Genomic DNA, 12,942 nt, shown 5'->3' on the forward strand with positions numbered 1-12,942 from the left:
AACAGGACGCGAATGTAGCATGACACCAGGCAAGGCGTCGCACCTTGCAAAAAAACCACACAATTCTTGATGGCAACTTCCTCGCCGGCATCGCCATTCCACGGGCACGACAAGCCCGCGACCCACCTATCCCGCTCGGGAATAGCTTGCACGACAGGGAAAATAATTACAATTAAGATATTTGTTTCCTGAAATCTGGTAAGGTAATTCGCATCGATCACCCGCAGTGGCGGCAGGCGCCCACGCCAGCGCCAAACGCGTCACCTGTTTGCCTACGATGATACCTGCCAGCGTCCAGCATCTGTTCCACCTTCCCGCCGACCCGGCCCAGCTGCACCACGGCCAACATGCGCCTGGCCTCGTGCTGCTGTCGCTCGTGATCGCCATTTTCACGTCGTGGATGGCTTTCCAGATGACGGCGTACAGCCGCGCGCAGGCGAGCATCAGCCGCCGCTTGCACTTGCTGTGCCTGCTGGCCGGCAGCCTGGCGCTGGGCTGCGGCGTGTGGGCCATGCATTTCATCGGCATGCTGGCCTTCGAGCTGAGCACCAGCGTTGCCTACGATCCGGGCCTGACCTTGCTGTCCATCGTGCCCAGCGTGGCGGCCTCGTTCGTGGCCCTGGCCACCATCAGCCGGCGCGCCGTCACGGCGCCGCTGCTGCTGCGCAGCGGCTTGCTGGTGGGCTTGGGCATCGGCGCCATGCATTACACGGGCATGCAGGCCATGCGTGTGGGCCTGTCGCTGCGCTACGATCCGCTGCTGTTCGCGCTGTCGCTCGTCGTTGCCGTGGCGCTGGCCACCCTGGCCCTGTGGATACGTTTCGGCTTGCGCGGCTGGAGCAGCCGCGTGCCCTCGTCGCAGCGCACGCTGATCAGCGCCTGCGTCATGGGTTGCGCGATTACCGGGATGCATTACATGGGCATGCAGGCGGCGCGCTTCGTGGGTACGATCCCCCCGGGCAATGATGCCGATGCCAACCGGCCCATGCTGGTGATCAGCGTGACCCTGCTGACCATTGCCCTGACGATCCTGGTCGCCTCGGCCGTAGGCATCTTGCGCTACCGCGAACTGTTTCGTCACCTGAACCAGAGCGAACACTGGACCCGTTCGCTGCTGACGAGCACAGTCGACGGCGTCATCACGATCGACCGGCACGGCAGCATTATCGACTTCAACGGCGCGGCCGAGCGCATCCTCGGCTGGCGGTCGGCGGAAATTGTCGGTCGCCATGTCAGTGTGCTGGTCAGCGACGTGCGCCAGTCGGAACAGCACGGCCTGCTGCATTACCTGCGCACGGGCGAGGCTGGCGCTTTCCAGTCCAGCGAGGAAATCGTCTACCTGCGCAAGGATGGCGTGCCGGTCGCCGTGCAGCGTTCGGTGGCCAGCGCGCGTCTGGCCGACCAGGATTTATATGTGCTGTTCATTACGGACATCAGCGAACGGCGCGCCATGCTGGCCGCCCTGCGCGAAAGCGAGCAACAGCTGCGCTCGCTGATCGGCAATATTCCGGGCATCGCCTTTCGCTGCACCACGGCGGAAAACCAGCCCATGCTGTTCATCAGCGATGGCGTGGAAGCCGTCACCGGCTATCCGCCCGCCGACTTTCTCGGCGCCGCACCGCGCCGCAGCATCACGGGCCTGATCGCCAGCGAAGAGCGCGCCTACGTCGTCGACGTCTTCAACCGCAGCGTGGCCAGCGGCGAGCCCTACCTGCTGGAATACCGGCTGCTGCATGCCGACGGCACGGCGCGCTGGCTATGGGAGCGTGGCACCGTCGTGCACGATGCGGCGGGCGCCGTACGCTGGGTCGACGGCGTCATCCTCGATATCAGCGAACGGCGGCAGATGGAGGAAGACTTGCGCAAGGCCAAGGAAAAAGCGGAGCTGGCGGCCGCCACGCGGGCCAGCTTTGTCGCCAACATGAGCCATGAAATCCGCACGCCGATGAACTCCATCCTCGGCTTCACCGATGTGCTGCTCGACTCGCCGCTGGCGCCGGAGCAGCGGCGCCACCTCAACACCGTGCGCCAGTCCGGCCGCTCGCTGTTGCGCCTGCTCAACGAAGTGCTCGATACGGCCAAGCTGGACAAGGGCGCCGTGGCGCTGGAAATGCGCGACTACAGCCTGCTGGCGCTGGTCGATGAACTGGCGTCCACGTATGGCATCCATGCGCGCAACAAGGGTTTGCGCATGGAGGTGCAGTACGACCCGCAACTGCCGGCCGTGTTGCATGGCGACGAATTGCGCATGCGGCAAGTGCTGGGCAACCTGCTCGACAACGCCATCAAGTTCACGCCCAGCGGCGCTGTCAGCCTGACGGCGCGCCGCGACGACGGCCAGCTGCACCTGCTGGTGCGGGACAGCGGCATCGGCATCCCCGCGGAACGGCGCGACGCCATTTTTGATCCGTTCGTGCAGGCGGACGCTTCGACCACGCGGCGCTTTGGCGGCACGGGCCTGGGCACCACCATCAGCAGGCAGTTGGTGACCCTGATGCAGGGGCGCATCTGGGCCGACGCCAGCGTGCCGCACGGCAGCGTATTCCACGTCATGCTGCCCTTGCTGCCGGCACGCCAGGCGGCGCTGCCCGCCAGCGAACGCCGCAGCGTGCGCCTGCCGCCCCTGCGCGTGCTGGCCGCCGACGACGTGCCGCAAAACCTGGAACTGCTGAGCCTGCTGCTGGGCAAGCGCGGCCACACGGTGATCACGGCAGGCGATGGCGTGGAAGCCTTGCAGCTGACGCAGCAGGACGACTTCGACATTCTGCTGCTGGACTTGCAAATGCCGCGCATGGATGGCCTGGCCGCCACGCAAGCCATCCGCGCCGCCGCCCTGCGCGATGGCCGCCCGCGCGTGCCCGTGATCGCCATGACGGCCAGCGTGCTCGATGCGCACCGCAAGGCGGCGCGGGCGGCCGGCATGGACGGTTTCGCCACCAAGCCCGTCGAGTGGCAGGCGCTGTCGCGGGAAATCGCCCGCGTGCTGGGCCTGGCGGCGGAGCCGGCCGATGACAGCCCCGCGCCCGCTGGAGGAAGAGTGCTGCACCATGCGGGCGCCCTGCAGCGCTGGGCCGGCAACGACAGCGCCTACCGCGCGGCGCTGGCCCGCTTTGGACACGAGCATCCGCGCGTGCCGCCTGCCCTGCAGGCCGCCATCGAAGCACGCGACCACGCGGTGCTCCTGCCGCAAAGTCACCGGCTGCGCGGCGCGGCGGCCAACCTCGGCCTGGAACAGCTGGCCGCCAGCCTGGCGGCACTGGAACAAGCGTGCGCCAGTCCCGCCCTCGCCACGGCGCCGCAGCTCGATGAGACGCTGGGCAAGCTGCTGACGCAATGGCCAGCGGCCCTGGCCGCCATCGCCCGGCTGGCACCGCCTGCATTGCCGGCGGCAACGACGACGAGCGCCATCGACGCGCCCGCCGCCCGGCAAGCGGCCAGCGCCCTGCTGCAGGCCTTGCAGCGCGGCGAACTCGATGACGCGGCGCAAGCCCAATTGCAGCACGCCATGGGCGCGCAAGCGGATGCGCTGGCGCCGCTGCTGCACGCCATCGACGACTTTGATTTTCCCCTGGCGCAGTCGCTCCTGCACGGCCTGCTGCCCACCTTCGCCCCGGAGTCCCCATGAATGCACAAGCCAGGCCCGTGATTCTCGTCGTCGACGATGAAGCGGCCAATTTGCAATTGCTGCGCCAGATCTTGCAAAACGACTACGCGCTGCTGTTCGCCAAGGATGGCGCGCGGGCCCTGGAACTGGCGCAGCAGGAACGCCCGGCCCTGATCCTGCTCGACGTGATGATGCCGGGCATGAGCGGCCACGACACCTGCCGCCAGCTGAAAGCTGCGCCGCTGACGGCCGCCATCCCCGTCATTTTCGTCACGGCCCTGAACGACATGCGCGATGAACTGAGCGGTTTTGAAGCGGGCGCCGTCGACTACATCACCAAGCCGCTCAGCCCCGCCATCGTGCGGGCCCGCGTGCGCACGCATCTGTCGCTGGTGCGCATCGACGAACTGAAGGAAACGCGGCTACAGATTGTCCAGCGCCTGGGCCTGGCGGCCGAATACAAGGACAATGAAACGGGCTTGCACGTGATCCGCATGAGCCATTACGCGCGCCTGCTGGGCGTGGCCGCCGGCATGGACGAGGCCGCCGCGGACGACCTGCTGCACACGGCGCCCATGCACGACGTGGGCAAGATCGGCATCCCCGACCGCATCCTGCAAAAGCCGGGCAAGCTCGACGCCGACGAATGGGTCGTCATGCAGACGCACGCGCGCATCGGCGCCGACATCATCGGCGAACATGCCGCAGGCGGCATGCTGGCGCTGGCGCGCGAGATCGCCCTGTCGCACCATGAAAAATGGGATGGCAGCGGCTACCCGAACGGCTTGGCGGGCGAGGCGATCCCGCTGGCGGGACGCATCATCGCCGTGGCCGACGTCTTCGACGCACTGACCTCGGTGCGCCCGTACAAGCGCGCGTGGTCGGTGACGGACGCCGTGGCCTATTTACAAGCGCAACAAGGCAGCCATTTCGATGCGCGGCTGGTCGAGCTGTTTGTCAAGGAACTGCCCGCCATCGACGCCATCCGGCTGCGCTGGGCAGAGAAAGAGGAAAGCCATGCGGACGCTTGAAAAGTGAACTCCCGCCACGGCCAGCGTTGTTGCGTCACACAAAACAGTGCCGGACAGATGACGCCGGCGCCGATGCAGACCACTGGAAGGGCAAGGAGCTCGATGCCATTATGGCCGGCAGCGGGCCAAGCATTTTGATGCACATCAAATAACTTGCACTTTCCTGGTGATAGCCTTGCAGATGACCATGACCCGTGTTTTTTTGACCCACATCAAGCCCAGCACGGCGAAGCCGCTGCCCGGCGCCATGAGCGACCTGGTGCCCAAACGGTGCTGCGCCAGATGACGGTACCGGTGCTGATCGCGCATTGAGGTCAAGCGCGCCATATCTATTTGTTAAATAGCTATAATTGCCTGATTACTTACTTTAAGGCAATGTACATGAAGCAACAACTGGTCAATTGGGGCAGCACCCTGGCACCATTCGGCAGCGACCTGCTGTGGACAGTCCTGCCGTGGGTGCTGCTGTATGGCGTGATCGGCTTTGTGCTGGCGCTCGGCATCTGCTACCAGCTGGCCAGAAAATGCCTGCTGGTGCGCCGTCCGCCCGCCTGGCATGTGGCGGCCAAGCTCAGCTATGTGTTGATCCTGGTCGCGCTGCCGCTGCTCGGTGGCGGGTTTGGCGCCGTACACAGCGCGCACCGCGTGGTCAACCAGGCCCTTGAGCGCGACCTGCAGCCGGTGGTCGAAGCGCAGATGCCGGCGCTGCGCGTCTACCTGGAACAGCAGGTCAAGCTGATCGCCCCTGGCCAGCCAATCAGCATGCGCAGCCTGATCGAGCCCTTCGTGCAAGACATGTATTACCGGCCCACCTCGGGCAGTTACTGGGAACGCAGCAAGGCCCGCTGGATCAATGAATTCATTCTGCGCCGCGGCAGCGTGCTGCTGACGCAGGTGCTGCAGGAACAGCTGATCGCCAGGGCAAGCGTGTTGGGCGAAGCGCTCAAGGGAGCCGGCTTCCGTGGCCAGGCGACGGGCGAACTGGCCAGTCTGGGCACCGACCTGGCCGTGCGCCTGACCACTGATGTGGCACGCCAGGCCGACTTCAGCAAACTCGACAAATCAGTGCCGATGATTTTCATCGACGCCATCAAACGCCAGGCCAGCGCGTATTTCAATTCGCTCAAGATCACGCTGGGCCTGCTCGCGCTGGTGGCGCTGCTGCTGGTGTGGGGGGAGGTCTTGCTGTACCGCCACTATTACCTGCGGCGCCATCCGGCCGCCACGGCCCTGCCCATGCCACCCATGTAAAAAAGCCGCCCCTCCTTGCGGACGGGGCGGCTTTTCATGCGCAGCTAACGCTTAGACTTTACGCTGAGCGACGGCGTCAACAACACACAGCGCCGTCATGTTGACGATGCGGCGCACGGTGGCCGATGGCGTCAGAATGTGCACGGGCTTGGCGCAGCCGAGCAGGATCGGGCCCACGGCGATGCCGTTGCCGGCGGCCGTTTTCACCAGGTTGTAGGCGATGTTGGCCGACTCGATGTTCGGCATGACGAGCAGGTTGGCGTCGTTCTTCAGTGCCGAATTGGGCATCAGTTTTTGACGCAGCTTGCTGTCGAGGGCCGTATCGCCGTGCATTTCGCCGTCGATTTCCAGGTCCGGCGCGCGTTCCTTGACGATGGCCAGGGCGGCGCGCATCTTTTGCGCCGAGGCGCTGTCGCTGGAACCGAAGTTCGAGTGCGACAGCAGGGCCGCGCGCGGCGACAGGCCGAAACGGGTCATCTCTTCGGCGGCCATGATGGTGATCTCGGCCAGCTGCTCGGCGTCCGGGTTTTCATTGACGTGCGTGTCGACCATCACCAGCTGGCGCTCCGGCATGATCAGCACGTTCATGGCGGCGTAGACATTGCTGCCGGCGCGCTTGCCCAGCACCTGGTCGATGTATTTCAGGTGCAGCTGGGTGGTGCCGAAGGTGCCGCAGATCATGCCGTCGGCGTCGCCCTTGTGTATCATCATCGAACCGATCAGGGTATGGCGGCGGCGCATTTCCAGCTTCGCGTATTCCTCGGTGACGCCCTTGCGGCTCGTCATCGCGTAATACGTGTTCCAGTAATCGCGATAGCGCTCGTCGAAGTCCGGGTTGATGACGTCGAAGTCGACGCCTTGCTTGAGGCGCAGGCCGAACTTCTGGATGCGCGCTTCGAGCACCGGTGGACGGCCGACCAGGATAGGACGCGCCAGTTTTTCATCGACCACCACTTGCACGGCGCGCAGCACGCGCTCTTCTTCGCCTTCGGCGTAGACGATGCGTTTGAGTTCGGCCGGCGTGGATTTGGCCATCAGGAACAACGGCTTCATGAAGGTGCCGCTGCGGTAGACGAATTGCTGCAGGCTGTCCGCGTACGCTTGCAAGTCCTTGATCGGACGCGTGGCGACGCCGGAATCCTCGGCCGCCTTGGCAACGGCCGGCGCGATCTTGATCAGCAGACGCGGATCGAACGGCATCGGGATCAGGTATTCGGGACCGAACGACAGGTTGCTGATGCCGTACGTGGTGGCCACGATGTCGGACTGCTCCGCATGCGCCAGGTCGGCGATCGCGTGCACGACGGCGATTTCCATTTCACGCGTGATCGTCGTCGCGCCGCAATCGAGGGCGCCGCGGAAGATGTACGGGAAGCACAGCACGTTGTTGACCTGGTTCGGATAGTCCGAACGGCCCGTGGCGATGATGGCGTCGCTGCGCACGGCCTTGACTTCTTCCGGCAGGATTTCCGGATTCGGGTTGGCCAGCGCCAGGATCAGCGGGTTCGGCGCCATCTTGCGCACCATGTCTTGCTTCAGCACGCCGCCGGCGGAGACGCCGAGGAAAATGTCGGCGTCCGGGATGATCTCGGCCAGGGTACGCAGCGGCGTGTCTTGCGCGAAGCGTTCCTTGTCCGGGTCCATCAGTTCCGTGCGGCCCTTGTAGACGACGCCGGCCAGGTCGGTGACGTAGATGTTTTTGAGCGGGAAGCCCAGGTCGACGATCAGGTCCAGGCAGGCCAGCGCCGCGGCGCCCGCGCCCGAGACGACCAGTTTGCAGTCCTCGATTTTCTTGCCGACGGCTTTCAGGCCGTTCAGGATGGCCGCGCCGACGATGATGGCGGTGCCGTGCTGGTCGTCATGGAAGACGGGAATCTTCATGCGGTCGCGCAGCTGGCGCTCGATGTAGAAGCACTCGGGCGCCTTGATGTCTTCCAGGTTCACGCCGCCGAAGGTCGGTTCCAGCGAAGCGATGATGTCGACCAGTTTATCGGGATCCATCTCGTTGATCTCGATGTCGAAGACGTCGATGCCGGCGAATTTCTTGAACAGCACGCCCTTGCCTTCCATCACCGGCTTGGCGGCCAGCGGGCCGATATTACCCAGTCCCAGCACGGCCGTGCCGTTGGTGATGACGGCCACCAGGTTGCCGCGCGCCGTATATTTATAGGCATTGGCCGGATCGATGACGATTTCTTCGCACGGTGCCGCCACGCCTGGCGAGTAGGCCAGTGCCAGGTCGCGCTGGTTGGTCAGTTGTTTGGTCGGCGTCACGCTGATTTTGCCGGGGCGCGGGCACTCGTGATACTCGAGTGCGGCCAAGCGCAATTGTTGACGCAATTCTTCTTTTTTATCAGATGACGAATCCATGCTGTGCTGCCTTCCTGTTTGGTCGATCGGGTGTTCCGGATTTTATCAGACCGATTCTTTCAATTAGCTAGGTATTTTCCGCTAGCCACAGTCTGATATCACGAAAACGCATAACCTAGCATTGTAAGGCCGTCCGGCGGCACAAACGTCCTCAACAGGAAAAACTATCGAATTTTACATTTCAATTAGTTTTTGTGATCACTGACCGGAGCGCGCCACAGCGGCAGCGCGGCGACGGCGCGCTCGATATCGTCCATATCATCCGCGCCCAGGGTGTCGTCGAAGGGCGCGGACAGGATGCGGCGCATCAGCGCCAGGCGCGTCGTCGCCTGCTGCGCGTCGATGAAGCGCGTCGTCTCGGCGCAATACTGCGCACGGCGCTGGGCATCGGCGCCGTCATCATCGCCGTCGGGATAATAATGGCGGCCGATGTTATTGAGCGACATTAACAAAAATTCGATCTCGCGCAGGATGCGCAGCGCATCCTCGCCGGACAGCACGATGCGGCGGTTGGCGGGCAGCAGGGATGGCGGCGTGGCGCGACTATTCAAAATAGTCCTCGATCAGGAATGCATAATCGCCATCGATCAGCATTTGCAGATAAGCGTCGAAGCTGTCGGCGATGACCTGGTAATTGTCGGGGTCATGCAGGAAGCGCACGACCTGCCCGACCTTGCCCGACGCCGTGGGCGTGAAATCGATATACAGCCGCGAAGAGCCGCCGTTGTTCATGCAATGCGAAAAACACAGGCGCTGGCCTTGCTGGATACCGGCGTCGATGCGGGCGTCGACGATGCCGGGATCTTCCTCCAGGTAATGGCCATAGATATCGGCGATGCTGCGCTGGTTCGCCTGCCCGTCCTGCAGGATCTGCTCGACGGAACTCAGGTAATACGGATACTCGAACACGTCCGAGCCCAGCATGTACACCAGCACCATGCCGCCCGCGTACTCCTGATAATAGGTGCCGTTGTACTGGCCCAGCAAGCGCAGCAGGCTGTCCGGGCACAGCGGATACGTGTCACGCAAGCTGGCCAGTTGTGCCGCGCTGGCGCCGCTGGCCAGCGCCAGCTCCGCCAGCGGCTCCGGTGGCAAGGCCTGGCGCAATCCTGCCAAATAGTGGTCGACGATGTGCATGGGCGAAATATATCAGCTGCCGGCACACGGCACGCGCACCTTAGCGGGCATTGGCCAGCCGCGCCCCGGGCGCGAAGCGCACGGCGATCAGCAGCAGCACCACGACGCCGGCCGCCATCACCATCCACGCCTGGGCCAGGCTGGACGAGTGCTGGCGTATCAGGCCGGCGATGAACGGCATGCTGCTGGCGATGATGTAGCCTCCGCCCTGCACGAAACCGAGCAGTGCGCCGGCGCCGGCCGGCTCAACCACGTGGTCCATGCTGACGATCAGCGACAAGGGGAACAAAGCGCCGATGCCGCAGCCCAGTAATATCACGGCGGGCAACGCCAGTTGCGCGGGCGCCACAATCAGGCAGGCCAGGCCGCCCAGCACGGCCAGCAGCACCGACAGCAACAGGATGCGGCGGTCGGGAAAACGGTGGATGATGCTGGAAATTACCAGTCCCGCCAGCACCTCCACGAGGGTCAGGCCGCCGAGCAGCAAGCCGCTGTCGGCCGCGCTCCAGCCCAGCTCCGTGTAAAACGGCGGCAGCCAGGCCAGCACCAAGGTGTACGCGCCCGTGCCGATGCCAAAGAACACCATCAGCAACCAGGCGCGGCCACTGCCCACGGGCAGGCTGGCGCCCGCGCCGCTGGATACCTCCACGCGCGAAGCGGCTGCCCGGCGCCACAGCAGCGCGGCGGCCACGGCCGGCAGCGCCCACAGGGCCAGCAGCGCCTGCCAGCCCAGCGATTGCGCCAACGGTGAAGCGGACGCGGCGGCAATGGCGGCGCCGCCCATGATGCCCGTCGTATAAAAGCCCATCAGCTGGCCTGCCCGCTCGGGGAAATGGCGTTTGATGAAGGCGGGCAGCAAGGCTTGCACCAGCGCGATGCCCAGGCCGCCCAGGGCCGCCGTGGCGATCAGGCCGCCGCTGCCATGCAAGGGCCAGCGCAGCGCGCAGGCGGCAGCGATGATGGCGATGCCCAGCGAGATGCCGCGCGCCACGCCCAGCCGGCGCTGCAGCTGCGCGCCCGCCAGCGCGCACAGGCCCATGGCGAACACGGGCACGGTGGTCAGCAAGCCCGCATCGGCATTGCTGAGGCCCGTGCCGGCCTGAATACTGTCGAGCAAGGGGCCGATGGCGGCCAGGATGGGCCGCAGGTTCAAGCCCAGCAGGATGACGGCAGCCACCAGCAGGGCCGAAGAAGCTGAAGCAGAAAGGGATGCGGCAGGTCGGGCGGAAGGCATGGGATAGTCCTTGCCTCGCTGGGAGGCACATGGTTTAATGCGTCATCAAATATGACTCGATGAAAAGTATCTTAACATAAAGATAGAAATCTATCTTGAGGTCAAGATAAATGGATGCCCATGACAACTACCCCGCAAGAACACACGCGCGCGCAATTTGCCGCCGCACAATGGCAGCGCGAACTGCCGCAGATGGACACGCGCGCCATGCAGCTGGTGGGCCAGCTGGGCACGGTGGCGCAGCTGATGGCGCGCGACTGGCTCAATCCGCTGTTCGCGGAACACGGCTTGCAGCCGGGCGAATTCGACGTGCTGGCGACCTTGCGCCGCTCGGGCGCGCCCTACAGCCTGACGCCGACGGCCCTGTACGAAGCGGCCATGCTGTCCTCGGGCGGCATGACCAACCGCATCGACCGGCTGGAAGCGGCCGGCTGGATCGAGCGCCAGAAGCACCCGACGGACCGGCGCGGCGTGCTGGTGGCCCTGACACAAAGGGGATTGGAATTGATAGAAAAGCTCGTGCTGCTGCACGTGGAGAACGAGCGCGCCATGCTGTCGGCGCTCAGCGCGGACGAGCAGCGCCAGCTCGACCAGTTGCTGGCCAAGCTGCTGCACGGCATGGCGCAGGCGAAGAAAGCCTAGGCGAGCAGACTCGCCAATTCGCGCAGCGCCGCATTGCCGCGCCGGGCCAGGCGCCGCAGTTCGGCAGGGTCGCGGCTGTCGTAGATGGCCTGGACATGGCGCGCGCTGGCCGCGCGCAAGTCGATATCGCTGTCGCGGTCCGGCAGCTGGGCATCGGCCACATGCCCCTCGACGAGGGTCAGGTAGTAATGACGGGGCTTGCCGCGCAAGTTGGCGCAAAACTGCAGCACCAGGCCATTCTCGAACAGCAAGGCGCCGCTGCGGCCACCTTGTTCCAGCAGCACGCGACACGCCGGCAAGGGCTGCCGCGCCGCGCGCAGAAAACCGGCCAGGTGCACCTGATAACCGAGTTCCAGGCCATTCGCGCCCAGCTGGCCGCGCTGCAGATACACCTTGAACGACGCCGGCACGGGCCGGCCGGCGCGGCGGAACAGGCGCGCATCTTCGTACAGGCACAGCTGGTCGCCGTCGCTGATGGCGTCGAAGCCGCTCGTCGCCAGCTCCTGCGCCTCGAAGGTGTGCAAGCCGACGGCTTGCGGGTCGCGCAGCCAGCCGTGGTCGAGCCAGGATTGCAGTAAGACGTGAATATCGGGGAGGGGCATGGCAAGCTGTTCGGCAGTGGCAAAGGCGCCTATTGTATGCCAGCCTATAATAGCCGGGCCACACCCTCATTCAACGAACTGACCACGCCATGGCCCCACACGACGCGCTTTCCGAATTCGACCTGATCAAACAATATTTCGTGCGCCAGCGCCCCGGCCGCGCCACACTGGGCATCGGCGACGATTGCGCGCTGATCACGCCCGGCGCCGGCAAGCAGATCGCCATCTCGTCGGACATGCTGGTCGAGGACCGGCACTTCTTTGCCGGCGCCGACGCCCGCATGCTCGGCCACAAAAGCCTGGCCGTGAATTTGTCCGACCTGGCCGCCATGGGCGCGCGCCCCGTGGCATTTACCCTGGCCCTGGCCCTGCCGCAAGCGGAGCGCGCCTGGCTGGCCGGCTTTGCCGACGGCCTGTTTGCGCTGGCCGACGCCTTCGGCTGCGAATTGATCGGCGGCGACACCACCAAGGGCCCTTTGAATATCTGCATCACCGTGTTCGGCGAGCTGGCGCCGGGCCAGGCCTTGCGCCGCAGCGCGGCCGTGGCGGGTGACGACATCTGGGTCAGCGGCACCCTGGGCGACGCGCGCCTGGCCTTGGCCGGCTACCGCAGGGAACAGGCATTGTCGCCAGCCGACCTGGCCATGGCAGGCGCGCGCATGCACACGCCGACGCCGCGCGTGGCGCTCGGCTGCGCGCTGGCCGAAGCGGGCCTCGCGCATGCGGCCATCGACATCTCGGACGGCCTGGTGGGAGACCTCGGCCACATCTTGAAAGCTTCGCAGGTGGGCGCCACGCTCGACGTCGACGCCCTGCCTGCCGGCCCCGTGCTGGCGCAGCAGGAAACAGGCTTGCGCCGCCGCTACACGGCCGCCGGCGGCGACGATTATGAATTGTGCTTCACGGCGCCCGCTGCCTCGCGCGACGCCATCGCCGCCCTGGCGGCCAGCTGCGGCACACCAGCCACGCGCGTGGGCAGCATCGAGGCCAAAGCGGGCTTGCGGCTGGTGGATGCGGCAGGGCAGCCGCTCGATCTGCAGCTGTCTTCCTTCGACCACTTCACCGATTGAG

The 12,942-nt window shown here is 65.2% G+C and carries 11 protein-coding genes; 5 read left to right on the forward strand and 6 right to left on the reverse strand.

Features of this window, described 5'->3' with window-relative positions; translation table 11 throughout:
- The first annotated feature begins 277 nt into the window (after positions 1–277).
- Together V3C40_RS08820 and V3C40_RS08825 are read left to right on the forward strand one after the other, a co-directional pair.
- A complete protein-coding gene (locus tag V3C40_RS08820; protein WP_331777346.1) occupies positions 278–3,625 on the forward strand; it encodes an MHYT domain-containing protein in 3,348 nt (1,115 codons plus the stop codon).
- The gene (locus tag V3C40_RS08825) at positions 3,622–4,635 is read left to right on the forward strand and encodes a response regulator (protein ID WP_331777192.1); all 1,014 of its coding nucleotides are present in this window, start codon (positions 3,622–3,624) and stop codon (positions 4,633–4,635) included. The genes V3C40_RS08820 and V3C40_RS08825 overlap by 4 nt, the downstream gene beginning before the upstream one ends.
- Before the next feature lie 144 nt (positions 4,636–4,779).
- On the opposite strand, the gene V3C40_RS08830 is transcribed toward V3C40_RS08825, so the two are convergent.
- Positions 4,780–4,962 (reverse strand): hypothetical protein, encoded by a 183-nt coding sequence (locus V3C40_RS08830; protein WP_331777193.1) that lies wholly within the window; start codon positions 4,960–4,962, stop codon positions 4,780–4,782.
- Positions 4,963–5,016: 54 nt separating this feature from the next.
- On the opposite strand from V3C40_RS08830, the gene V3C40_RS08835 reads away from it, so the two are divergent.
- Entirely contained in the window at positions 5,017–5,886 is an 870-nt protein-coding gene (locus V3C40_RS08835) for a hypothetical protein (RefSeq protein WP_331777194.1), read from the forward strand.
- 51 nt (positions 5,887–5,937) lie between these two features.
- On the opposite strand, the gene V3C40_RS08840 is transcribed toward V3C40_RS08835, so the two are convergent.
- The 4 genes from V3C40_RS08840 to V3C40_RS08855 all read right to left on the reverse strand — a co-directional run bounded on the left by V3C40_RS08840 (position 5,938) and on the right by V3C40_RS08855 (position 10,627).
- The gene (locus tag V3C40_RS08840) at positions 5,938–8,256 is read right to left on the reverse strand and encodes an NADP-dependent malic enzyme (RefSeq protein ID WP_034746204.1); all 2,319 of its coding nucleotides are present in this window, start codon (positions 8,254–8,256) and stop codon (positions 5,938–5,940) included.
- Positions 8,257–8,441: 185 nt separating this feature from the next.
- Positions 8,442–8,807: a hypothetical protein gene (locus V3C40_RS08845; RefSeq protein WP_331777195.1), complete on the reverse strand. Its 366-nt coding sequence runs from the start codon at positions 8,805–8,807 to the stop codon at positions 8,442–8,444.
- On the reverse strand, positions 8,800–9,393 hold the full coding sequence (locus tag V3C40_RS08850) for an SMI1/KNR4 family protein (protein ID WP_331777196.1): 594 nt from the start codon (positions 9,391–9,393) through the stop codon (positions 8,800–8,802). The genes V3C40_RS08845 and V3C40_RS08850 overlap by 8 nt, the downstream gene beginning before the upstream one ends.
- A gap of 40 nt (positions 9,394–9,433) precedes the next feature.
- Positions 9,434–10,627, reverse strand: coding sequence for an MFS transporter (locus V3C40_RS08855; protein ID WP_331777197.1), 1,194 nt, complete (start codon positions 10,625–10,627; stop codon positions 9,434–9,436).
- 120 nt (positions 10,628–10,747) lie between these two features.
- On the opposite strand from V3C40_RS08855, the gene V3C40_RS08860 reads away from it, so the two are divergent.
- Positions 10,748–11,269, forward strand: a complete 522-nt coding sequence (locus tag V3C40_RS08860; RefSeq protein ID WP_331777198.1) for a MarR family winged helix-turn-helix transcriptional regulator — start codon at positions 10,748–10,750, stop codon at positions 11,267–11,269.
- On the opposite strand, the gene V3C40_RS08865 is transcribed toward V3C40_RS08860, so the two are convergent.
- The gene (locus V3C40_RS08865; RefSeq protein WP_331777199.1) at positions 11,266–11,871 is read right to left on the reverse strand and encodes a hypothetical protein; all 606 of its coding nucleotides are present in this window, start codon (positions 11,869–11,871) and stop codon (positions 11,266–11,268) included. The genes V3C40_RS08860 and V3C40_RS08865 overlap by 4 nt on opposite strands.
- Before the next feature lie 89 nt (positions 11,872–11,960).
- Here V3C40_RS08865 and thiL point away from each other — a divergent pair, with 89 nt between their 5' ends.
- Complete coding sequence (gene thiL / locus V3C40_RS08870) at positions 11,961–12,941, forward strand: thiamine-phosphate kinase (protein WP_331777200.1); 981 nt, start codon at positions 11,961–11,963, stop codon at positions 12,939–12,941.
- Position 12,942 lies beyond the last annotated feature (1 nt).

The sequence above is a fragment of the Janthinobacterium sp. LS2A genome, from assembly GCF_036543145.1.
Taxonomy (GTDB): Bacteria; Pseudomonadota; Gammaproteobacteria; order Burkholderiales; family Burkholderiaceae_D; genus Janthinobacterium; species Janthinobacterium aestuarii.